Source organism: Janthinobacterium sp. PLB04, from assembly GCF_021165895.1.
Taxonomy (GTDB): Bacteria; Pseudomonadota; Gammaproteobacteria; order Burkholderiales; family Burkholderiaceae_D; genus Janthinobacterium; species Janthinobacterium lividum.
The window spans coordinates 3813382-3836829 of sequence record NZ_CP088968.1; the positions used below are offsets into that span (position 1 = coordinate 3813382).

Genomic DNA, 23448 nt, shown 5'->3' on the forward strand with positions numbered 1-23448 from the left:
GATAAGCTAAATAAACCCAACGGCAAATTCCGGGGTCAGACCCGCCGGGTCTGACCCCAGCTCTTGCTTTGGGGGTGAAAACAAGCACTAACTTGATGGGAAATGTTTAATACGGATTATTCAGCACATCCATCGCGAAATACGTAAAGATCATGTCCGCGCCCGCGCGCTTGATGGCGCCCAGGGTTTCCTGCACCACGCGGCGCTCGTCGATGGCGCCCGCCTCGGCGGCGAACTTGATCATCGCGTACTCGCCGCTGACCTGATAGGCGCCGATCGGCAAACGCGTCACTTCGCGCAAGTCGCGGATGATGTCCAGATACGCCCCGGCCGGTTTCACCATCAGCGCGTCGGCGCCTTCGGCTTCGTCGATCAAGGACTCGCGCACCGCTTCGCGGCGGTTCATCGGGTCCATCTGGTACGTCTTGCGGTCGCCCTTGAGGGTGCTGCCGGCCGCATCGCGGAACGGGCCGTACAGGCCGGAGGCGAACTTGGTCGAATATGCCATCACGGGCGTGTCGTGGAAACCGGCCGCGTCAAGCGCGCTGCGGATCGCCGCCACCTGGCCATCCATGGCGGCCGATGGGGCGATGATGTCGGCGCCCGCCTGGGCCGCGATGACGGCCTGCTTGCCCAAATTCAGTACCGTGCTGTCATTGTCGACCGTGTCGCCATGCAGGATGCCGCAATGGCCATGGTCCGTGTATTCGCAGAAGCAGGTGTCGGACATGACCACCATTTCCGGCACGGCGTCCTTGATGATGCGCGACATGCGGGCCACCAGGCCGTCCGGATTCAGCGTGTCCGTGCCGTGGCTATCCTTGTGGTGCGAAATGCCGAAGGTCATGACCGAGCGCAGGCCGGCGCGCGCGTAGCGCTCCACTTCCTGCGCCAGCTTCGCTTCAGGAATGCGGCGCACGCCGGGCATGGACTTGATGTCGATGAAATCGCTGCTGCCTTCGTCGACGAAGATCGGCAGGACCAGGTCGCGCGGATTGATCTCGGTTTCGCGGAACAGCTCGCGCAGTTGCGGGGTCGCGCGCAAGCGGCGCATGCGCGAAGTGGGGAATTGTGCTGGCATGGGGTGACTGGCTTCAGGTTAACAACGCCGATTAGTATACGCCGATCACGCCGATTGCGCCGGGCTGCCCGGCAAAAAAGCCGCGCAGGTCAAGAAACCCCACCCTGCGCCGTCATTGCGCGTGCAGCAGGGCCGCCACTTGCCAGCGCATGTCGGCCGCCAGCTGCACCAGCATGGCGCCGCGGCGGCGCGCGTCCGCGCGTTTTTTCGACGGCACCAGCTCCAGCTCCGGCATCCGACAAGGGCCGCATGGCAGGCGGTAATTGCCATCGCCGGTGGGCAGCGCGTGCAGTTCCCGCCACGCCTGGTCGTAGTCGCACGAGATATGGCGGCGCCGGCGCCAGTTCAGCGCGATGCGGTTGGCGTTGCTGACCAGGTCCAGGTGGGCGCAGCCGAAAAAGTCGCCCAGGTCGCGCAAGGCGGCCACCATCAGATTTTTCGGCCGGCAGCCGTGCAGCGCCCGCGTGGCCTCTTTTACCGCCTGCGCGCCGGCGGGCGAGCGCAAGCCCTGCAAGGCGCCCAGCTGGATAACGGCGCCGCCAGGCTGGGGCCGGAACAGGAAACTGGCCAGGTACAGCGGAACACCATCGCGCGTCAGGCGCAGGCACAGCTCCCCTTCGCGGTGGCTGTCGTGGATGGCCGTCAGCTGCAAGCGGTAGCTGACGCCATCCTTGCCCTCGATGGCGGCCAGCACCAGCGCGCGGCGCGCCGCGTATTCCACCAGCGGCCGCGCGCCCGCCTGCCACAGGAAGCGGTAATGCCCGCACAGCAGCGCCACCCTCGCCGCGCAGCACAACTGGCGGCTGGCGTAGGGACGATAAATCTTGTACAGCAGGCTGGGATGGGCTTGTGCCAGCGCCGCCAGGCCAGGCGTGCCGGCGATGAACGCTTGCCAGCGCGCGCGCTGCAGGGGAAAGACGATGGCGCCCAGCGCGGCCTTGATACGGTGGCCATGCTGGCGCAGTGGCGCCTGTTGCGGCGCGGCGTTGTCGCCGGTGGCGGTAAAAGTATGCATGAAAACGGCTCTGCGACGGGTCGGGACTGGCAAGCCGCGGCAGGCCGCGGGCAGCCCGGAACAGGCGGCTGCGCGCACGCAGCCGCTCTACGCCGGGTAGAACGGATGATAGGGGGAGGCGAAAATGAAGGGGGTTACAAGTTGGTAATGTCGACTTGGCGTATGGCGCACAAGCACATTACGGCAGGGAGCCGACGGCAGGTTCCCTAAGGTCGCGCTTGAGCCGCAGCAGCAGCCAACGCCGCGCCGGCACTTCCAGCAAGCGGTAGCTGATGCCGCTGACAACGAGCAGGATGGCGGTGAAGATCACCGCCTTCATCATGTAGTCCGCTATGCCCGTGCCAGGCAACATCAGGCGTAGCGGCTTTTGCAGCAGCATGGCCAGCGGCACATGCAGCAAGTAGATGGCATACGAGCAGTCGCCCAGGAATGCGGCTGCCTGGCCCTCGAGTATCGCCGGCCGCAGCCTGGCGGCAAGCCACACCGTCGCGGGCAGGACGCCCATCACGACGAGGCCCAGCGGTATGACATCGCCGGCATCGCCTGCCGCATAAAAAGCGGTAAACACGCCTAGCGCCAGCGCCGCAAAATAAGCCAGTATCCAGGTATGCATGCGGCACTGGAACAACAGCAAGCCACCGGTAAAGCCCAGCAGGCCACGCAGCAAGCCTTCGTGTACATCATCCGACTCATAGCCAGTCAGGTAGCGGTTCATCCAGACGGCGAACCCCCATAGCAGCAGCGCCGAGCACAGGTGCAGCGCGAGCTTCCAACGCAAACCATGCATGCCCATGCGGACGACAAAGAACCAGATCAAATTGATGGACACCTCGACGAAAATTGACCAGCTGGGTCCGTTCAAGGGGAAGGTAGGCCCGTCATCCTGCAGGCAGGGCAGCATCAGCGCATTGGGCACAAAGCATGCGATGTTCGCTGACGTGGCGCCGATGCGGATCTTGACCAGGGTCACGGCAAGGGCCGCCAGTAGCGCGACGGCGTACAGCGGATACAGCCTGGCAAAGCGGTTATACAGAAAGTCACTGAACGGCATGCCAAGGCGGATGCGCTCTTCATAGCTGTGTGCCATGACCCAGCCGGACAGGATGAAAAAGAAGTCGACCGCCAGGTAGGCGTGCGTGATCTTGAAGCCGAATATGACTGGCAGGTGATACACGGCGACCAGCATCGCGGCCAGGCCACGCAAGCCATCGAGAGAAACGATGCGGCCGCTGAAATGGCCACTCTTCATGCCGGCACCAATCATGCTTACTCCCGATATCCACCTGTTGAACTGGCGCACCGCGCCAGCAAAGAAAACCAGGCAGATATGGCGATCACTCGATGCGGCCGCACGACGACGGGCAGGATGCACCGTCCAATGACGACGCCACAAAAGTGTCAAAATTGTATCATGATGCTTTATTAAAAAGCAAATATGGCAACACTTATAGCAAAAAACACACGGCGACCAGCAAGGCTGGGCTTAGCGGACAATAAAATCGGCCAGCCTGAAACGCAGGCGCAAGCCCGGCGCCGCATCCTCGATCTCCAGGCTGCCGCCATGCAGGGCGGCGATGGCTGCGACGATGGACAAGCCCAGGCCGTTGCCGGGCAAGTGGCGGCTCTTGTCGAGCCGGTAAAAACGCTGCGTCAGCTTCGGCAGTTCCTCCGTTGGTACGCCGGGGCCGTTGTCGCGCACGGCCAGCCAGCTGCCCTGCTCATCGCTGCCGGCCGATACTTCCACCGTGGCGCCCCGCCCCGCATACTTGATGGCGTTGTCGACCAGGCTGGCCAGCGCGCTGCCCAGCAGGTTGCGGTCGCCGCGCGCCGGCACGCCTTCGCCATACATCTGCACCAGCAGCACGCCCTGCTCGTCGGCCGTGGCCTCGTACATTTCCACGATGTCGGCGCCGATCTGCTGCAGGTCGATGTCGTTGAAATTCTCGGGACGCATGCCCGATTCGGCTGCCGCGATCTGCAGCAGCTTGTCGAACACGCGCGTCAGGTCGTCGATGTCGTCGATGGCCGCCTGCGCCGCGCTCTCGTAGCCGGCCACGCCCTGCTGCTGGCGCAGGGCGCCGTCGAGCTTGTTGCGGATGCGGCCCAGCGGCGTGCGCAAGTCGTGCGCGATGGCGTTCGACACGTGGCGCACGCCTTCCATCAGGTGCTCGATGCGGTCGAGCATGCGGTTGATGTCGCGGCTCAGCAAGCCGAATTCGTCTTCGCTGGAGACGGGAATGCGACGGCTCAGGTCTCCCGCCTCGATTTCCCCCGCCGTGCGGCGGATCTGCCCGATGCGCGCCTCGAGCTGGCGGCGGAACAGCCAGGCGCCCGCCACCACCAGCAGGATGGCGACCCCGCCGCCGTAGGCCAGCGAGCGCAGCACCAGCGAACGGATCGACTTGCCCTCTTCCATGTCGCGCCCGACGAACAGGCGCGCGCCGCCCTCCAGTTCACGGATCAGCATGCGCGCGGGCACCCTGCGCCCTTCGCGCGTGACGTCGCGGTGCAGCAAGCGCCCCACGGGGCTGCCCACGTCGGGCCAGGACGACAGATTGCCCGCCACGCGGCGGCCATCGGCGCCCACCAGCAAAAAAATCTCCGTGTCGCTGTCGGTGCGGTCGGTCAGCAAATGGGCGATTTCCGCCGTCGTGCGGCTGGCATCGTCCTGCTGGTACAGGGCGGCGAGGCGCTCCGAGAGCAGGGTCAGCTTGCGGTCCACGCTGCGATCGAGCACGCCGATGGTGCCGAAATAGAACACGGCGCAGACGATGCTGATCGACACGACCACCAGCACGCCATAGCCGAGCGCCAGGCGGGCCGCGATCGAGCGGTGCCAGTTACGCACTGTCGATCACGCCCAGGGTGTAGCCGACGCCGCGCACCGTGTGGATCAGCGGCGGCGAAAATTCCTTGTCCACCTTGGTGCGCAAACGGCTCACCTGCACGTCGATGACGTTCGTCTGCGGGTCGAAATGGTAGTCCCACACGGCTTCGAGCAGCATGGCGCGCGTGACGGACTGGCCCTGGTGGCGCATCAGGTATTCCAGCAGGCGAAATTCGCGCGGCTGCAAGGCGATCTGCCGGTTGGCGCGCGTCACGCGCATGGTGCGCATGTCGAGTATCAGGTCGGCCACCTGCAGCTGCGTCGATTCGGGTACGGGCGCGGCGCGGCGCAGCAGCGCTTCGATGCGCGCCAGCAGTTCGGCGATGGCGAACGGTTTCGACAAATAATCGTCGCCGCCGCTGCGCAGGCCGCGCACGCGTTCGTCGACGCTGGACAGGGCCGACAGGACCAGCACGGGCGTGTTGCGGCCCATGCCGCGCAGGCGCGCGACGATGGCCAGGCCATCGATCTCGCCAGGCAGCAGGCGGTCGAGCACCAGCGCATCCCAGTCTTCGCCGCAGGCCAGGCGCATGCCATCGATGCCATTGTCGCAGGCGGTGACGTCGTGGCCCGCCTCGCGCAGGCCGGCACAGATATAGCGGGAAGTTTCAGCTTCGTCTTCGATGACCAGGCAGCGCACGGGAGTTCCTTGTAAAAATCAGGGCAGCAGATAGGCGCAGCATACGCCAGGCGCGCGCCACTTGCCAGCCCCGCCGGCGTGCGGCGCGCGATGACAGGGTCGGGTACAATACAGCCTCGACAATTTTTGGCCGCGCCCGCGCGCGCATGTGCGCAGGTTTTATCGGCGCCTCACGGCTTGCCGCGGCCTGCATAGCCACCACTGCCATTAACGAATATCAGGCGCGCCAGGCGCGCGCCACAGACCAATACAGCCATGAAATCGACCCACTCTCTCGCACTGGCGCTGGCCATGGCCATCACCTGCGGCAGCGCCGCCGCCAAAGACACCAAGCAAAGCCTGTTGTTTGATGAAATCCCCATCGGCAGCTGGAGCACGTCCGCCGAACTGGGCGCCATCACCACCTCCGGAAATACGGTCGGCACCTCCGTCACGGGCAAGATCGACGCGCGCCAGGAACTCGATGACTGGAGCAACCAGTACATCTTCAGCGGCTACTTCAAGGAAGACGAAACGACGAACGACGACGGCGAGAAAGTGCGCGAACGCTCGGCCGAGCGCTTTTCCGCCTCCGCCAAGGCCGCCTACAAGCTGATGGCCGACCATGAAAAACTGTTCGTGCTGGCCTCGCACGTGAACGACAAGTTCGGCGCCTACACCAAGTACTCGACCCTGGCCATCGGTCATGGCTCGCGCTGGTACCAGTCCAGCGACAAGAGCATCGACGTGGAAGTCGGTCCAGGCTATTTCAGCGGCACCAATGATGCGGGCGAGTCGGAACACGGCCTGACGGTGCGCGGCGCGGCCGCCATGAAGTGGAAAATCAGCCAGTCGGCCATGTTTACGCAAACGGTCAGCGTGGAGCGGGGTACCTCGAACACCCACTCGATCGCCGAAACAGCCCTCAGCACCAAGATCAACGGCACCATGCAGATGAAGGCCGCCTTCAGCGCCCGCAACGACACGCGCGTGCCGGACGACAAGAAGAACACGGATACGCAAACCTCGCTGACGCTGGTCTACTCGTTCTAGACGCGGACCGGCCATGCTGATGCGACGTCTGCGCGTATGCGCCCTCCTGTGCGCCGCGGCGCTGTTGAGCGGCTGCGCCGCCGTCACCGTCAGCGCGATCTCGCCGGCCGACTACCTGCAGCAGCGGCGCGGCGACATCCTCACCACGGGAAAACTCAGTGCCTCGGCCAGCGAAGTGCTGCGCATCATCGGCAGCGACATCGCCGCCTGCGAAGCCAATACGGGCAGCTGCCGCGCCGATCTGGCCCGCTCCGAGCTGCTCAGCGACGAGCAGCGCCTGGCCACCCTGTCCGAACTGTGGCTGGAAAGCGCCCTGGCGGAAGAAAAACAGGGCGGCCACCCGAGTGCCGAGCGGCTGGCCGCCTGGCTCGAATCGGCCCGCTATGCGTATGCCTACCTGTTCTACACGACGCGCACGCCGGGCCAGCGCGCCTTCGAGGAGCGCCAGACGCAAATCCGCGACTACTATAATTATGCCGTGCAAAAGGCCGTCGGCAACCTGTTCCGCCACCGCGGCGAATACCGCCCCGACGGCCATGTGATCCGCGTCGCCGGCTGGGAAATCGACAGCGAATTGTCGGCCCTGCGCCTGCCTGAAGACGGCACCCTGCCCGATGAACTGCTGCCGGCCACCTCGCTGTCGTTTTCCGGCCTGCGCAATGTGTACCGGCGCGACGGCTTCGGTGCCGACCTGGTGGCCGTCATGCCCAAGCCCCGGGCGTCGAAAGGCGAGTATGTGCCTTATCAGGAAACCCGCTTCCCCGTCGTCACGGCGCTGATCCGCTTCGACGGCAACAGCCTGCAGGAAGTCCTGGCCACGCAACAGCTGCTGGTGATGCTGGTCGACCCGACGCGCAGCGAATCGACGCGCATGGCGGGACAGGAACTGCCCGTGGCAGCCAATTTCACGGCCGGCTATGGTTTGTGGCTGGCCCGCTCCGGCTTCGGCGTGCAGGCGCTGCGCACCCTGTTCGGCCGTGCCGACGGCATTTCGCGCCCGCAGGTGCACCTGATGCAGCCCTACGACCCGAACAAGCGCACCATCGTCATGCTGCACGGCCTGGCCAGCAGTCCGGAAGCGTGGATCAACGTGGCGAATGAACTGATGGGCGACGAACAGCTGCGCCGCCGCTATCAGATCTGGCAAGTGTACTACCCGAGCAATGCGCCGCTGGCGGCCAACAACGCCGCCATCCGCCAGGCGCTGAACGCGACGCTGGCGCAGTTCGACCCTTCGGCCAAGGCCGATGCCGCGAACGACATGGTCTTGATCGGCCACAGCATGGGCGGCGTGCTGGCGCGCCTGATGGTCTCCGATGCCAGCAATACCCTGCTCGACGCCATCACGGAAGAATACAATTTGAAGGGCAAGAAGGCGGAAAAAGTGCGCGCCGGCCTGGCGCCCTACCTGAATTTCACGGCCATGCCGCAGGTGAACCGCGCCATCTTCATCGCGGCGCCGCACCGCGGCACCTCGTTCGCCAACCACAAGGTGGCGCGCTGGATCGCCAACCTGATCACATTGCCCATCAACATGCTCGACCAGTTGTCCGACGCGGCCGGCAGCCTGGCGCAGCTCGACACGGGCAGCAGCGAACCGCTGCGCATCCCCAACAGCATCGATAACCTCAGCGACAAGGACCCGTTCGTGCGCCTGGTGGCAGACCTGCCCATCAGCCCGAAAGTGCGCTACTACTCCATCATGGGCAACGACACGCCGGACCTGCCATTGGCCGAATCGAGCGACGGCGTGGTCCCCTACGCCAGCGCCCACCTCGATGGCGCCCTGTCGGAAAAAGTCATCCCGTCCTGGCACAGCGTACAGGAAAGCCCGCAGGCGATCCTGGAGATACGGCGCATCTTGCGCATGCCCGACAGCCTGCCTTAGAGCCTATCCCAGTAGTGAGCGTCTTCTGCTGGGATAAGCTCTAAGGCGCCATCACTCCCGCAAGGCCCCCAGCGCGGTGGCGGCCACGGCCAGCGCCGTCTCCGGCGGCGTGCCGTCTTCCAGGTGCCAGGCCGCCGACAGGCCCGCCCACGCGGCGCCCCATGCCAGCAGCCGCGCCGGATCGAGGCGCGCCGCATCGGCGATCAGCGCCACCTGCCGCTCCAGCCGGCCCGGAAAAGTGGCCAGCGCGGCATCCGGGTTGCACAGGATATTGGCGAAATCAAAACCCCGCTCGCCCACATAGCCTTTCGGATCGATGGCCAGCCAGCCGCGCGCGCCGCCATCGAGCACGTTCGCGTGATGCAGGTCGCCATGCAGCACCACGCTGTCCTGCGGCGCCGCCAGCAAATCCTGCGCCACGGCATGGCATGCCGACAACACGCCGCCGTAAGCCGAGGCAGCGGCCAGCGCGGCAAAGCAGCCGGACAAGGGAGGCAAAAGTGGAGCGGATGGCCGCGGCGCATGCAGGCGTGCCGCCACGGCGCACAGGATACCGGTGGCGGCCGCATCGCCCGCCTCCCCCGCGCGCGCCAGCGCGGCCAGCGAACGGGAACCCATCGCCCGCTCAAGCAGCAGGACATCATCGTCCGTCGAGGCGGACAGCACGCGTACGGCGCCGTCGCCATCCCACCAGCGCAGCACGGCGCCAGCGCGCCGCTCATCGTCGCCGGTCGACAGCTTCAGCATGGCCGGCTGGCCACCTTGCAGCACCGGCAACAGGCATGCGCCATGCGTGTGCACGGGCATGCCATCGGCTTGCAATGACCATTGCCGGAGATGGTCGGCAATGCGGTTCCGGTAATCCATGGGCAATCCTGGGATGAAGGTCAGGACGCTACTATAAGAGACAAACCGGCGGGTAGCTCGTTCACGCCGGCTCGCGCCACTGGTCCTTGATTTCCAGCATGGCCGGCAGCTGTTCGATGAACAGCGCCAGCAGGTCCGGGTCGAAGTGCGTGCCGCTGTCGCGCTGCATGGTGGCGATGGCTTCGTCGACCGTCCAGGCGCGCTTGTACGGGCGTTCGCTGGTAAGCGCGTCGAAGACGTCGGCGATGGCGACGATGCGGCCTTCGTGGGGGATTTCCTCGCCTTTCAAGCCTTGCGGATAGCCGCTGCCGTCCCATTTTTCGTGGTGCGTCAGGGCGATGGTGCGCGCCATTTTCAGCAGGCCGCCCGCATGCTCGCCGATGATGGCGGCGCCGATTTCCGCGTGGCTGCGCATGACTTGCCATTCATCCGCATCGAGCTTGCCCGGCTTTTGCAGGATGGCGTCGGGGATGCCGATCTTGCCCACGTCGTGCATGGGCGCCGCGTTGAGCAGGTCTTCCGCCCTGGCCGCGCTGTAGCCGGCCGCCAGCGCCAGCTGGCGCGCGTAATAGCTCATGCGGATGACGTGCATGCCCGTCTCGTTATCCTTGTATTCGGCCGCCTGGCCGAGGGTCTGGATCACCTGCAGGCGCGAACGGCGCAACTCTTCGGCGTCGACCAGAGACAGATGGGTGCGCACGCGGGCGCGCACGATGGGCGGGCTGACGGGTTTCGTGATGTAGTCGACGGCGCCCGCGTCAAAGCCATCCGCCTCGTCCTTCACGTCGCACAGGGCGGTGACGAAGATGACGGGGATGGACGCGGTGGCCGGCATGGCTTTCAGCTGGCGGCACACTTCATAGCCCGTCATGGCGGGCATCATGATGTCGAGCAGGATCAGTTCGACGGGATTGTGTTGCGCCAGTTCCAGCGCCTTCTCGCCATCCTTGGCATACAGCAGGCGGTAATCGTCCTGCAATATCTGGCGCAGCACCTGCAGATTCGTCGCTTCATCGTCGACCAGCAGCAGGGTCGGTTTGTCTTCGTGTAAGGTCATCGTTGGCCCAATATCAGGAAAAGTCGGCATGCGTTGGCGCTTCCAGCCATGCCAGCAGCTGGCGCAGCACGCCCGCGGCGCGCGCAAATTCAAAGTCGTCGATGGCGCTGGCCAGTGCCTGCAGGCGCGGCTGCTGGCCGTGCGGCGCCAGCATGGCGGCGATCTGCGCCATCAGGGCGTCGTCCAGCTGCCCGCCTTCCAGGCTGGCGATGGCTTGCCGCAGCAAGGCGCCAGCGGCGGCTGCATCGAGGGGCGCGCTGCCGGCCGGCGCTTCCATGGCGACGGCCGGCATATCCACCTCTTCCAGCTCGCCGGCCAGCGCCATGAAGGCGGCCGCCAGCTGCACCAGCAATTCGGTCACCGGCAACTGGCGCGCGATGGCTTGCTCGATGCGTCCCAGCAGGCTTTCGACCTGCACCAGGCACAGGTTGCCCGCCGCGCCCTTGATCCGGTGCAGCAGGTGGCCCGCCACGCTGCTGCCGCCGCGTTCCAGTTCCGCCGCCAGCATCGCGGCGCAGTCGCCATTGGCTTGCACGAAGCGCGCAATGGCGCGCTGCAAGGCCGCGCGTCCGCCCCACAGGGCGATGCCGCGCTGCCAGTCGACCTGGCCGGCGGCGGCACGCGCCGCCGCGCCGGCCGCCGGCGGCGGCATGGCCACGGCGATATCGAGCAGGCGGGCGATTTCCGCCGTCAGCTTGTGCATTTCCAGCGGCTTCGAAGCAAAGCCGTTCATGCCGGCCGTCTGCGCGGCGCGCCGGTCCTGTTCCAGCACGCTGGCCGTCAGGGCGATAATGGGCGTCGCCTTCAAACCCTGCTCGCGCTCGTGCACGCGGATCAGGCGCGTCGCTTCCAGGCCGTCCATGCGCGGCATCTGCACGTCCATCAGGACGATGTCGAAGCTGCCCTTGCTGAACTCGCGCACGGCGCTCTCGCCATCGCTGGCGGCGATCACCTGGTGGCCGGCCGCGCCCAGGCTGATCAGGAGCAGCTCCACGTTCTGCGGCACGTCGTCGGCCGCCAGGATGCGCAGCGGCGGCAAGGCCACCACAGGCTGCTCGCTGCGGCGCGCCACGGCCTTGCCCGGCGCCAGCGGCAGCAGCACGTGGAACACGCTGCCCACGCCCAGGGTACTCTCCACCGTGATGGTGCCTTTCATCAGTTCGACCAATTGCAGCGAAATCGTCGTGCCCAGGCCCGTGCCGCCAAAGCGGCGGCTCATCGAGGAATCGGCTTGCGTAAAGGGAGCGAATATCTTGTCCAGGCGGTCGGCGGGGATGCCGATGCCCGTGTCGTGCACGGCGATATGCACCTGCTCGCCCTGCATGCCGACGGCCACGCGCACATGGCCCACTTCCGTGAACTTGACGGCGTTGCCGATCAGATTCGTCAGCACCTGCTGCACCCGGCGCGCGTCGCCCAGAAAGAACTGGCCCATGCCCGGATCGACATCGACATGCAGCACCAGATCGCGCGCATGCGCCGTGATGCGCAGCGACGCGGCCACATGGTCGACCAGGTCGGGCAGCGAAAAGTCCACCAGTTCCAGTTCGGTGGCGCCTTTTTCCAGCTTGGCCATATCGAGGATGTCGTTGAGCAGCTCGAGCAGGGAACGGGCGGACTGGCGCACCGTGCCCAGATGGCGGCGCTGCAGGCTGTCCAGGGCGGTCCCCAGCAGCACTTCCGTAAAGCCGATGATGGCGTTCATCGGCGTGCGGATTTCATGGCTCATGTTGGCCAGGAAGCTGGTCTTCGATTCGGCGGCCAGCTCGGCGCGGTCTTTTGCCGCGCGCAGGTTTTCCTGCATGGCGCGCCGCTCGCTGACGTCGGTGGCCAGCTTGACCACCTTGAACGGTTTGCCGTCCGTGTTGAAGATCGGATTGTACGAAGCCTGTATCCACACTTCCTTGCCATCCTTGCCGATGCGCTTGTACTCGCCCGTATTGAACTGGCCACTGGCCAGCTGCTGCCAGAACGCGATGTAGTCTGGCGAGGTCACATAACCCGGTTCGCAGAAGATGCTGTGGTGCAGGCCCAGCACATCGTCGAGCTGGTAGCCGACCAGGTTGAGGAAGTTCTCGTTGGCCGCCAGGATGCGCCCCTGCAGGTCGAACTCCGCGACGGCAGTCGCGCGCGAGATGGCCGTCACCTTGCCTTCGTATTCGGCGTTGCGCAATTCGCTTTCCGTGATGTCGAGGATGACGCCATCGATCCAGCGCACCACGCCGTCGTTATCGAGCACGGGGCCGCTGCTTTCGCGCACCCAGCGCTCGCGCCCGTCGCGGTGGATCATGCGGTAGACGTTCTCGAAGTCGCGCTTTTCTCCGGCCGCCTGCACGCAGGTGTCGTTGACGCGCTGGCGGTCGTCCGGGTGCACGAGGTCGAATAGCCTGATCCGCCCTTCGGCGAAGTCCTGCGGCATCCAGCCCGTCAGGTTGAAGACGGCATCGCTGATGAAGATCATCCTCCATTCGGGCGCGAAGCTGCAGTGGAAGGACACGCCGGGGATGTTGCGGATCAGGGTGCGGTACTGGCGCTCGCTGTCCTTCAGCGCCTGCTCCATGCTGCGCGACGAGCGCATGTCCGTGACAAACGCCACGAACAGGGGCTGGCCCGGCGTGTCGATCTTGCCGATCGCCACGCGCATGGGCAGCACGGCACCATCCTTGTGGCAGCCATCGAGTTCGCGTCCGCTGTCGAGGATGCGCGAGGCGCCCGTTTCCAGGTAGTCGCGCAGATAGCCTTCGTATTCGGCCGCGTCGGACGGCTGCAGCAGCACGCTGGCGTCGCGCCCCACGATCTCCGCTTCGCGCCAGCCGAACAGGCTTTCCGCGGCGGGATTGAAGGAGCGCACCTTGCCCTGGCCATCGATGGTGATCAGGCCGTCGGCCGCCGTATCGACGATGGCGCGCAGGCGCGATTCGCTGGCGCTGGCGTGGCGCAGCAGCTGGCGGTAGCGCAGCAAGCCGTTCGCGGCGGCCACGAAGACGGTCAGGGTGACGGTGATCAGGGCCACGGCCAGGGCCACGAACGAGGCCTGTACCGTAATCGTGTTCTCGCCCGCCGTGGGCGTGCCGGAAAAGCGCGCCGCCAGCATGCCCGTGTAATGCATGCCGGAAATGGCTAGCCCCATGACAACACTGCTGACCAGCAACGACGCCAGGGGAGTGAGGCGCAAACGCATGGCGCTCAGGCCGAAACGTATCCACAGCGCCAGCATGGCCATGACGACAGCCACCACCAGCGACAGGGCGAACAGCCAGGGCTGGTAATGCAGGGTCAGCGAAGTCTGCATGGCGGCCATGCCGCTGTAATGCATGGAACCGATGCCCACGCCGACGAGCACGCCGCCCACCACCAGCTGGCGCCAGTTGATGCTCGGGCGCGCCAGCAGGTGCAGCGCCACCCATGAAGCAGCCACGCCGGGCAGCATCGACAGCAGGGTCAGGCTGGGGTCGAAGGATACGCGTGTGCAGATGTCGAAGGCCAGCATGCCGATGAAGTGCATCGACCAGATGCCGCCGCCGAGCGCGATGGCGCCCGTGATGATGGCCGTCTGGCGCTGGAAGCCGCGCTCGCTGCTGCGCGCCATACCGGCGATCTGCAAGGCCATGAACGAGGCAAAGATGGCGATACCGACGGAAAACAGCACCAGCCACGCATTGTGCGTGCCGTAGATGTACTGCATGGTATCGCTCGATACGGCAAAGATGGAACTAAACATACTGTCGTGGCATAAGGTGAGTGAAACGTGACGTCGCAAAACATGACGGCCCACCGCGCGCGCTGGCACCACGCTTTTTACTAAAGCGGCAACACAGCGGAAATGACAACGGTAGCAGTCGACCAGGGCAAGGCTCGGTCATCACGCCCGCGCCTGCCGCGCGGGGGAAAGGTGCTTTTTACAGAGTGAAAAAGCGGAATGCGTACGAACTCTGGCGCGGATGGCTGGCCGCCAGCGTGACGATGATTTTTTAAAGAGCCATGAGTATAGTTGCTTTGCGAACATATTCATAGGACTTCAGCAATATAGTTATCAAAAATGATAGTTATTGCGGCGGCGATGCGACACTGGCCCGTCTGCGCCTACGCCTGCGGCCAGCGCGCGCGGATGGCCGCGGATTCCTGGCTGATCGGTCCAGTCGTCTCGCTGACAGGGATACCGGCCAGTCTACAGCGGCGGCTCAGTTCCTCCTTGATCTGGCACAGCGTCCAGCGCTGCGGCACGGGCAAGTTCAGGCCCACCACGCGGATCAGCGGATAGTCCGCGAGAGTCGTGTAGAGCAGCAGCTCCACGCGCGCCAGCGGTGCCGGGGTCCGATAGACCTGCAATGCACCCCCATATGTGACCACGTCCAGCCGCTGCAGCTGCGACAAGTCCAGCTGCACGCTTTTATCCCGGCCGGGCAGGCGCCGCGCATGGCGCCGCAGCAACAGGCCCGCATCGTCAAGTTCCACATGAAAGAGCAGACTGCGTCCCGGAAACAGCACCAGGCCCGCGATCCAGGCGGCCAGCGCCAGCGGACAGAACAACACTGCCTCGCCCGCGTACGGCACGTCGCGCCAGACGGCTTGCAGGACAAAGGCGAGAATCAGCGCGCAGCCGCCCAGCAGCACGCTGCGCCACAGCACGGGACGCAGATTGGCCATCATCGCCGCATGCGAGCTTGCATCGTCAGCCGGCGAAAAACGGATCCATTCGGCGCGCGCCGGCTTCAGCGTGGGTCTCAGCTCCCCGCTCAAGCGGTCGGTGCCAGCATGCCGCGGAACCACGCCAGCTGCTCGCGCGTCAGGTAATTGGCGCCATCGCCATGCAGGAGGACGATCTCGATCTCGGGCGGAATCGAGGCGATCAGCTGCGCGCCCGTCACGGGAATCTTGGGAAAGTTGATGCCAGCCAGGAAGGCCAGGTCTTCCGCCACCGTCACACACTGGCGCTCGGGATTGGGCGATGGCACGAGGAACAGGTCGATCTGTTCGCTTTGTCCGCCGATGACGACGTGCAATTGCGCGGTCAGCAGTTGGGGCAGGATCAGCTCGATATTATTCTCGGCGCGCGATTGCTGGAAAGCGCTTTTCAGGGGCGTGAGGACAGGTATGGCGGACATGGGAACAGTCAAAAATGGGGACGGCGGCAGTGTAGCAGAGGCGCCCGCCCGGGACGCGCTCTGCTGGCGCAACGGCTACATCTTGTAGTTCAAGGACAGCAGCACGCTGCGCGGTGCGCCGTAGCGTTCCAGCCCGCCCGACCACGAATAGCCGAGCCCCTGGTAGTAGCGGCGGTCGAGCACGTTGTCGACATTCACGCGCAGCTGCAGCTGCTCGCTGATCCGGTAGCCGGCCGTCAGCCCGACGATGGCGTAAGCGCCCTGCCGCGTATCGAAGCCCGTTTCGCGGCGGTAGATCTTGTCCTGCGCATACACGGAGGCGCCCAGGTTCCATTTCGCCAGGCTGCCGCTCAGCTGCACATTCGTGTACAGCTTGAACAATTGCTTCGGCTCATCCGTGGCGATGCGCTGGCCGATGTTGGCCGCTACGCTGTCCTTGGTGTACTTGGCCAGTACATAGGTGTAGCCACCCGCGATCTGCCAGCCCGGCAATGGCGAGCCCGACAATTGCAAGTCGATGCCTTCGCTCTGCACCTGCCCGGCCGCGCGGGCGCAATAGATGGCGCCGCCCGTGGGGCAATTGACCTCGTCGGCCATGGCGCGGTTGTTTTGCCTGATGCGGAACAAGGCGCCGCTGGCATTGAGCCTGCCGCCAAAATATTCTCCCTTGACGCCCGCTTCCAGGTTGGTGCCGCTCAACGGCGGCAAAGTATTGCCGCGCACATCGAGCTCGCTTTGCGGCTGGAATATCTGCGTGCCGCTCGCATACACGGAATGGTGCTGGTCCAGGTCGTAGACGAGGCCCGCGTATGGCGTGAATTTCGCGTTTTCCGTCAGGCTGCGGCGCCAGGCCGGGTTGGTGGCATACCAGCCCGTGACATCCTGCGCATACCAGCCGAAGCGCCCGCCCAGCACCAGGCGCAGCGGATCGGCCAGGCTAAAGTTACCGGCCGCATACAGGCCCTTCTCGTCCGTCTTGCGGCCCCAGTTATATGGCTCGAACGGCGCGCCGTTCATGCGGTAGGCGCGCGGATTCCAGTGGCGGATATCGATCACGCGCTTCCCGGCGCCTTCCCAGCTCTGGCCCGCGTCCGAATCGTCATGGCGGTAGCTGGCGCCCACGATCAGGTCATGCTGGCGACCGAACCAGGTGACGGGGCCGCTCAAGCGCCAGTCGGCCACCACTTGTTCCGTGTTGTACTTCCAGCCCGTTTCCGACTGTTCCAGCAGATACGTTTCGCCATCGACGCGGCTGTTGGTGGTGTTGCGCGTGCTCGACGAGGCATCGATGCGCGTGATGGCGAAGCGGCTGCGCCAGCCCTTGTCCAGCTTCGTTTCCAGGTCGGCGAAAAGGACATTGTTGTCGCGCTTCTGGAAGGAATCGGCATTATTCAGAAAGGTCGAGCGGGGCAAGTCCATGTGACGGCCATCGGGCAAGGTCGGCAAGCCGACGAACACGCCGTCGGTGCGGCTGTGCTGGCGCGAAAACCCGATGCCGGCCGTGGTCGACGGCGTCAGGTCCGCCTCGACGATCGCATACACGGTGCCGTTGGTATTGTTGACGACGTCAACAAAACTGTCGCTGTCGCGCCAGCTGGCCGCGACACGCCCCCGCACGCTGCCCGCAGCGTTCAGGGCATTGCTGGCGTCCACCGTCAATTGCCGGTCCTTCCAGCTTCCCAGGTGGGCCGAGGCGTTCAGCAAGGGTGTGGCCGTGGGGCGCTTGCGCACCATGTTGATGCTGCCCGACGGTGCGCCCGCCCCTTCCATCAGGCCCGTGGCGCCGCGCACCACTTCCACCCTGTCGTACATCAGCATGTCGGCGGAAACGTTGCGCTCATTGAAACCCGTCACATCGAGCGGCAAGCCATCCACGTTGACGTGGCTCAAGGCAAAGCCCCGGGCGAAATACGTGGTTTCCTGGTCGGACACGCCCTGCGTCTTGCCATACAGGCCGGGCGTGGCGCGCGCCACGTCCTGCAAGGTGGTCAAATCAAAATCTTCCATTTGCTGGCGCGAAATGACGCTGACCGTTTGCGGCGTGTGGCGCTGCGACAGGTTCAGGCCCGTGGCCGTCGACATATTGCGCGCCGTATATAAGCCCGTGCCTTCCGTGGCGCGGTCTGCCTCGGCGCTGACGACCACGGCGGGCATGCTGGCCAGGCCGCCATCGGCCGTGCCGGTATTGATTTTACGCAAGAGGTAATTGCCATTGCCACCGTCCGTCACTTCGAGGCCGCTGCCTTGCAGCAGTTTTTGCAGGCCGGCAGAGATGCCATGGCGCCCTTGCAAGCCCGGCGTCACCAGGCCGTCGAGCGCCACGCCCTGGGTGGACAGATTGACGCCGGCGGCGATGGCAAACGATGCCAGCGCGCTGCGCAGGCTGCCGGCGGGAATGCTGTAGTCGCGCACGCTGGCGGCCGGGCCGGACTCGGCGGCCAGCGCCGCTTGCGGCAAACCGGTGCCGGCGGCGCCCACGGCGAGGAGCAGGACCAGCGCGGCGCGCACGGCGCCGGTGGTGGGATGGAGCGTCATTCGTGCTGCGGTAATGCGGTGCTGCAAAGCCATGTGGACCCTTTCGATGGTTCGGATTGTTCGTTCTCTACCTTGTATGACGAAGCAATCCGGAAAAAGGGACAGGCAAAAAGTAAATTGGGGCATGTCGGCTTACGCCCTGCGGGCTAAGCCGACTTACCATACCCGACAATCTCAAGCCGCTTCGATACTGATCCAGTAGCGCGTGCGGCGCGCCAGACGGATCGGCAAGGAGCGCTGCAGCAAGAGCAGGATGTTGTCCGGGTCGTTCAACTGGAAGATACCGTCCACGGGCATGGCCGCCAGCGCGGGATCGCAGCGCAGCACGCCATAGCGGTAGCGCGCCACCTGTTCGAGCACCTCGCCCAGCGGCATGCGCTCGGCGATCAGCACGCCCTGCAGCCAGCCGGCAGCGCGCGGCGCCAGCGGCGTCAAGGCAGAAACGGCGCGGTCGTCGAAACTGCCCTGCCGGCCCGCATCGATCCTGCGCAAGGCGTCGGGAGCGTCCCTTGGCTGTATCTCGACGGCGCCTTCGCTGACGCTCACCTCGGTGCGCGGCGCCAGCGCGCTGCCAGCGTGGCGCACGCTGAAATGCGTGCCCAGCGCGCGCACGGCGCCATTGCTGCTGCGCACGAGGAAGGGGCGCGCCGGCACGGCCCCGTCATGCGCCGTGCCGACATGGATTTCCCCTGCATGCAGCACGAGCAGCCGCGCCGCGCCGTCAAAATGCACATCGATGGCCGTGTCCGTGTTAAGCACCAGTCGCGTGCCGTCAGGTAAGGTCATGTGGCGGATTTCCCCCCTCGCCGTGCGGATGGCGGCGCGCCACGCCTGCCACGGCGCCGACTGGCTGGCCAGCCACAGCGCCGGCCCGGCCGCGATCAGCCCGGCCAGGCCGTAGAGCACGGCACGCCGGTGCGGCGACTGAGGCGCCGCGTCCGCCGTCTGGCGCAGCGCGGGCGGCACGCTGGCCAGGGTGCTGCACACGAGTTCGGCACGCTGCCAGGCCGCTTCGTGCGCGGGATCGCTGGCGCGCCAGGCCTGGAACGCTTGCTGCTCGCCTGGAGTCAAGGCGCCCCCGTGCAGGCGCACCAGCCATTGCGCCGCCGCCCGCGCGGCGCGGGGATCGATGGCAGCCGTGTTGGCGCTCACAGGATCAGCAGGATGCAGCGCTCAAACGCCTGCACCATGTAGCGCTTGATGCTGCGCTCGCTCACGGCTAGACGCCGCGCGATTTCCCCATACGCGAGACCATCGACATGCGCCAGCAGGAAGGCGCTGCGCACCGGCGGCGGCAAGCCGTCGAGCATGGCATCGATGCGCTGCAGGGCTTCGCGCACCAGCAAACGCTCTTCCGGCGACTGCATCAGCAGATCGGGCTGCTGCGCCAGGGTTTCCAGCCAGGCTTGTTCCAGCGACAGGCGCCGGTAATGGTCGATCAGCAGGCGCTGCGCCACGGTTGTCAGGTAGGCGCGCGGCTCGTGCAAGGTTTGCCGGCCCTCAGGCGGCGCCGTCAGCAGGCGCACGAAGGTATCCTGCGCAAGGTCGGCCGCATGGTCGGCGCACTGCAGCTTGGCGCGCAGCCAGCGCATCAGCCAGCCGTGGTGGTGGCTGTAGATGCCGGCTATCGACTCGCTGGACTGCGCAATGTTCACTAGGGACTCCGATGCGCACAAGGCAAGGCGCGGCCAATTGATAATAATTCTCATTATCACAAATCATTGCCTCCGCCGTCAATGCCGGCGCCTGCCTATCCGTGGAAACTGTTGTTTCAACGCGGCCGCAATCCTCTAGCGCTTGATGTACAGGCTCTTCATCACCATGCCGCCGCGCATTTTCTTCGCGCCCGGCGCCAGCCCTGCCGGACAAGCACCCTGGAACACGGCTGCCAGTTCCGTGTGCTGCACTTCGTTCTTGCCATTGACTTGCACGGTGGTGTCGGCGCTCAAGGTATATGCCTTGGCCAGGTCGCCCTTGAAGGCACCAGCCAGCCTGGCGTCCGGGCAGCCGGCCTCGAATTGATAACTGTCGCCCTGGCGGCTTTGCGACTCGATCTTGCATTCCTGCTCGAAACCGGACCACAGATCGTCGTCGATCAGGCGGTCGCGCGGGTGGTCGACGCAGATTTCCCAGGAAAATGGCGAGGTGGCGGGCGTCACCTTCCACAGCCCCGTGGCGCGCTGCAAGCGCTGCACCGGCTCGCCCGCCGAGGCGAACGTGACCGCGCACAGGGGAAGGATGGTCATCAGAAACAAGGTCGCGCGGCGCTTCATGGGCATGCTCTTTCGGCTAAAAACTTGAATATAGCAAAGAGAAATGCCCGCAGGCCACACGCTTAACCGTACATGACGGCCGCGCGGATTTACGCCGGATAGGGTTTCCCGGGCTTTGCGGCCAGCACGAAGGGGATGGCAAACGGCCCAAAAAAGGTCACCAGGACGGCCCGGACGGCCGTTGTCCTGATCTGGCGGCGCTTGGCAATGCACATGCAGGCAAAGGCCGACAAAGACCAGATCAAGGCAGGCAAGTATGCAGTCATCATGAACTCCGGATGCGCCTTGGAAGGCAGGAAAACCATGCTGACACGGAAATGTGGCCAAGGCAATGGCTGATTGGGCATCTGCCATTGCAGTGGGCGGCCAAGCGCCCCTATTTCAGCCATTCTTAAGACTGCAGACGGCTGCCGGCCAGCGATGTGGTCAATAATACACGGTCAGTGCTGGCCGATCTTCATGATTTTCAGCGCGTTCGTGCCGCCGACCTTGCCCATCGGCTCGCCCCAGGTCAGCACGACGGTGTCGCCCTTGGCCACGACCTTATGTTCCACCAGCAAATCTTCGGCCTGCTGCAAGACCTTGTCGCGGTCCGTGCCGGACGTCAGTTCCAGGGTGCTGACGTTGCGGTACAGGGCCAGCTTGCGGCGCGTGCCCACGCTCGGGGTCAGGGCCACGATCGGGATGTCGATATTACAACGGCTCATCCACAGTGCAGTGGAACCCGATTCCGTCAGGGTGGCAATCGCCTTCACGCGCAGGTGATGGGCCGTAAACAGCGCGCCATACGCGATCGACTGGTCGATGCGCGAGAACGTGGCGTTGAGGAAATCGGCGTCCAGCTTGCAGGTATCCCATTTCTCCGCGTCCAGGCAGATGGCGGCCATCGCTTCCACCGTTTCGATCGGGTAACGGCCCGAGGCCGTTTCCGCCGACGTCATGACGGCATCCGTGCCATCGAGCACGGCATTCGCCACGTCCGACACTTCCGCGCGGGTCGGCACGGCGTTGACGATCATCGATTCCATCATCTGCGTGGCCGTGATGGCCAGCTTGTTCGAGGCGCGCGCCATCTTGATCATGCGCTTTTGCAAAGCCGGTACGGCCGCGTTGCCCACTTCCACGGCCAGGTCGCCACGGGCCACCATGATGCCGTCGGACGCGTCGAGAATTTCTTGCAGCGCAGGAATAGCTTCCGCGCGCTCGATCTTGGCGATCATCATCGGCTTGTGGTCCCACGCTTCGCCGGCGATGTTGGCCAGTTGGCGCGCCATCACCATGTCGGTGGCATTTTTCGGGAAGGACACGGCCACGTAATCGGCCTGGAAGCTCATCGCCGTCTTCACGTCGTCCATGTCTTTCGCCGTCAGGGCCGGAGCGGACAGGCCGCCGCCCTGGCGGTTGATGCCCTTGTTGTTCGACAATTCGCCGCCGATCTTGACGGTAGTGTGGATTTCGCTGCCGACGACTTTATCCACCGTCAGCACGATGAGACCGTCATTCAGCAGCAGCACGTCGGCCGTGCGCAAGTCGCGCGGCAATTCCTTGTAGTCGAGGCCGCAGCGCTCGATATTGCCCAATTCGCCGTTTTCTCCCCATTTCGCGTCGAGGATGAACTTGGCGCCGTTTTCCAGGAAAATCTTGCCTTCTTCAAACTTGCCGACGCGAATTTTCGGGCCTTGCAAGTCTGCCATGATGGCCACTTCGCGGCCGCACAGGGCTGCCGCTTCGCGCACCATGCGGGCGCGGTCGATATGGTCTTGCGCCTTGCCATGCGAAAAGTTCAGGCGCACGACGTCGACGCCGGCCTTGAACATGCGGACCAGAGTATCGATATCGTTGGAAGCGGGGCCGATGGTGGAAACGATCTTGGTGGCGCGTTGCTGTACTTGCATGGTCATGGTGTGCTGCTTTCTATAAAGTTCGTGCTGCTACAAGGGCCGGCCTTGTGGGCCGGCCGTCCTGGTGCGCTGGATCAGCGGTACTACGTTCTTACTTGGCCGCCATCAGGGCGACCGTCGTGTCGAGCATGCGGTTCGAGAAGCCCCACTCGTTGTCGTACCACGACGACACTTTCACGAGGCGGCCCGAGACCTTGGTCAGGGTCGAATCGAAGTTCGACGAAGCCGGGTTATGGTTGAAATCGATGGAGACGAGCGGTTCCGTCTGGTACGTCAAGATGCCTTTCAAGGCGCCTTCCGACGCCGTTTTCAGCAAGGCATTGACTTCCTCGACGCTGGTATCGCGCTTGGCAATGAAGGACAGGTCGACCAGCGAGACGTTGATCGTCGGCACGCGGATGGCAAAGCCATCGAGCTTGCCATTCAGTTCCGGCAAGACCAGGCCGACGGCGGCAGCCGCGCCAGTCTTGGTGGGGATCATCGAATGCGTGGCCGAACGGGCGCGGCGCAAGTCTTCATGCATCACGTCGCTCAATACCTGGTCGTTCGTGTAGGCGTGCACGGTGGTCATCAGGCCCGATTCGATGCCTATGGCGTCGTTGAGGGGCTTCACCAATGGCGCCAGGCAATTCGTCGTGCACGAAGCGTTGGAAATCACGGTATCCGTGGCTTTCAGCACATGCTGGTTAACGCCGAACACGATGGTGGCGTCCACGTCCTTGCCGCCCGGCGCGGAAATGATGACCTTTTTCGCCCCGCCCTTCAGGTGGGCCGAGGCTTTTTCCTTGGTCGTGAAGAAGCCCGTGCATTCGAGCACGACGTCCACGCCGAGTTCGCCCCACGGTATCAGGGCCGGGTCGCGCTGCGCGAAGACGCGGATGCGGTCGCCATTGACGATCATGTTCTCGCCGTCGATGGTGACGACGCCGGGAAACTTGCCGTGTACCGTGTCGTAGCGCGTCAGGTGTGCATTCGACTTGGCGTCGCCCAAGTCATTGATGGCGACAATTTCGATATCCTGCTGCTTGCCGCCTTCATAAAACGCGCGCAAGACATTGCGGCCGATGCGGCCATAGCCATTGATGGCAACTTTGATGGTCATGCTGTCTCCTTGATATTATTTAAATGATTCACCTGATACGTACAGCGCCGAACAAAACCGTAGCG

The 23448-nt window shown here is 64.7% G+C and carries 19 protein-coding genes; 2 read left to right on the forward strand and 17 right to left on the reverse strand.

Going from position 1 to position 23448, the window contains the following annotated elements:
* Nucleotides 1-106: 106 nt before the first annotated feature.
* The 5 genes from hemB to LSO07_RS16975 form a co-directional block, all read right to left on the reverse strand.
* Nucleotides 107-1081, reverse strand: a complete 975-nt coding sequence (gene hemB / locus LSO07_RS16955) for a porphobilinogen synthase (protein WP_034785799.1) — start codon at nt 1079-1081, stop codon at nt 107-109.
* A gap of 112 nt (nt 1082-1193) precedes the next feature.
* Complete coding sequence (locus LSO07_RS16960) at nt 1194-2096, reverse strand: VirK/YbjX family protein (protein ID WP_151095703.1); 903 nt, start codon at nt 2094-2096, stop codon at nt 1194-1196.
* Between the two features lie 178 nt (nt 2097-2274).
* Nucleotides 2275-3360 carry an acyltransferase family protein gene (locus LSO07_RS16965; protein WP_151095706.1) on the reverse strand — a complete coding sequence of 362 codons (1086 nt, stop codon included), beginning with the start codon at nt 3358-3360 and terminating at the stop codon, nt 2275-2277.
* Between the two features lie 219 nt (nt 3361-3579).
* Nucleotides 3580-4944: a sensor histidine kinase gene (locus LSO07_RS16970; protein ID WP_151095709.1), complete on the reverse strand. Its 1365-nt coding sequence runs from the start codon at nt 4942-4944 to the stop codon at nt 3580-3582.
* Nucleotides 4937-5623 carry a winged helix-turn-helix domain-containing protein gene (locus LSO07_RS16975; protein ID WP_151095712.1) on the reverse strand — a complete coding sequence of 229 codons (687 nt, stop codon included), beginning with the start codon at nt 5621-5623 and terminating at the stop codon, nt 4937-4939. The genes LSO07_RS16970 and LSO07_RS16975 overlap by 8 nt, the downstream gene beginning before the upstream one ends.
* Nucleotides 5624-5878: 255 nt before the next feature.
* On the opposite strand from LSO07_RS16975, the gene LSO07_RS16980 reads away from it, so the two are divergent.
* Together LSO07_RS16980 and LSO07_RS16985 are read left to right on the forward strand one after the other, a co-directional pair.
* On the forward strand, nt 5879-6655 hold the full coding sequence (locus LSO07_RS16980) for a DUF481 domain-containing protein (RefSeq protein ID WP_034785793.1): 777 nt from the start codon (nt 5879-5881) through the stop codon (nt 6653-6655).
* Nucleotides 6656-6668: 13 nt separating this feature from the next.
* Nucleotides 6669-8543: an esterase/lipase family protein gene (locus LSO07_RS16985; RefSeq protein WP_151095715.1), complete on the forward strand. Its 1875-nt coding sequence runs from the start codon at nt 6669-6671 to the stop codon at nt 8541-8543.
* Nucleotides 8544-8594: 51 nt separating this feature from the next.
* On the opposite strand, the gene LSO07_RS16990 is transcribed toward LSO07_RS16985, so the two are convergent.
* The 12 genes from LSO07_RS16990 to gap all read right to left on the reverse strand — a co-directional run bounded on the left by LSO07_RS16990 (nt 8595) and on the right by gap (nt 23383).
* Nucleotides 8595-9410, reverse strand: coding sequence for an aminoglycoside phosphotransferase family protein (locus LSO07_RS16990; protein ID WP_151095717.1), 816 nt, complete (start codon nt 9408-9410; stop codon nt 8595-8597).
* 61 nt (nt 9411-9471) lie between these two features.
* Complete coding sequence (locus LSO07_RS16995; RefSeq protein ID WP_034785791.1) at nt 9472-10467, reverse strand: response regulator; 996 nt, start codon at nt 10465-10467, stop codon at nt 9472-9474.
* Nucleotides 10468-10480: 13 nt separating this feature from the next.
* Complete coding sequence (locus LSO07_RS17000) at nt 10481-14188, reverse strand: PAS domain S-box protein (RefSeq protein WP_151095720.1); 3708 nt, start codon at nt 14186-14188, stop codon at nt 10481-10483.
* A 362-nt stretch (nt 14189-14550) separates the two neighbouring features.
* A complete protein-coding gene (locus tag LSO07_RS17005; RefSeq protein ID WP_151095723.1) occupies nt 14551-15117 on the reverse strand; it encodes a hypothetical protein in 567 nt (188 codons plus the stop codon).
* 86 nt (nt 15118-15203) lie between these two features.
* Nucleotides 15204-15572 carry a hypothetical protein gene (locus tag LSO07_RS17010; protein ID WP_151095726.1) on the reverse strand — a complete coding sequence of 123 codons (369 nt, stop codon included), beginning with the start codon at nt 15570-15572 and terminating at the stop codon, nt 15204-15206.
* A gap of 75 nt (nt 15573-15647) precedes the next feature.
* Nucleotides 15648-18107 carry a TonB-dependent siderophore receptor gene (locus LSO07_RS17015; protein ID WP_225317329.1) on the reverse strand — a complete coding sequence of 820 codons (2460 nt, stop codon included), beginning with the start codon at nt 18105-18107 and terminating at the stop codon, nt 15648-15650.
* A 174-nt stretch (nt 18108-18281) separates the two neighbouring features.
* The gene (locus LSO07_RS17020; RefSeq protein ID WP_151095733.1) at nt 18282-19259 is read right to left on the reverse strand and encodes a FecR domain-containing protein; all 978 of its coding nucleotides are present in this window, start codon (nt 19257-19259) and stop codon (nt 18282-18284) included.
* On the reverse strand, nt 19256-19762 hold the full coding sequence (locus LSO07_RS17025) for a sigma-70 family RNA polymerase sigma factor (protein ID WP_225317330.1): 507 nt from the start codon (nt 19760-19762) through the stop codon (nt 19256-19258). Before LSO07_RS17025 ends, LSO07_RS17020 begins: the two co-directional genes overlap by 4 nt.
* 135 nt (nt 19763-19897) lie before the next feature.
* Complete coding sequence (locus tag LSO07_RS17030; protein ID WP_151095738.1) at nt 19898-20380, reverse strand: DUF3617 family protein; 483 nt, start codon at nt 20378-20380, stop codon at nt 19898-19900.
* An 89-nt stretch (nt 20381-20469) separates the two neighbouring features.
* On the reverse strand, nt 20470-20769 hold the full coding sequence (locus LSO07_RS17035; protein ID WP_151095741.1) for a hypothetical protein: 300 nt from the start codon (nt 20767-20769) through the stop codon (nt 20470-20472).
* A 51-nt stretch (nt 20770-20820) separates the two neighbouring features.
* Complete coding sequence (pyk, locus tag LSO07_RS17040) at nt 20821-22281, reverse strand: pyruvate kinase (protein ID WP_191909700.1); 1461 nt, start codon at nt 22279-22281, stop codon at nt 20821-20823.
* A 91-nt stretch (nt 22282-22372) separates the two neighbouring features.
* On the reverse strand, nt 22373-23383 hold the full coding sequence (gene gap / locus LSO07_RS17045) for a type I glyceraldehyde-3-phosphate dehydrogenase (protein ID WP_151095744.1): 1011 nt from the start codon (nt 23381-23383) through the stop codon (nt 22373-22375).
* Nucleotides 23384-23448: the final 65 nt, after the last annotated feature.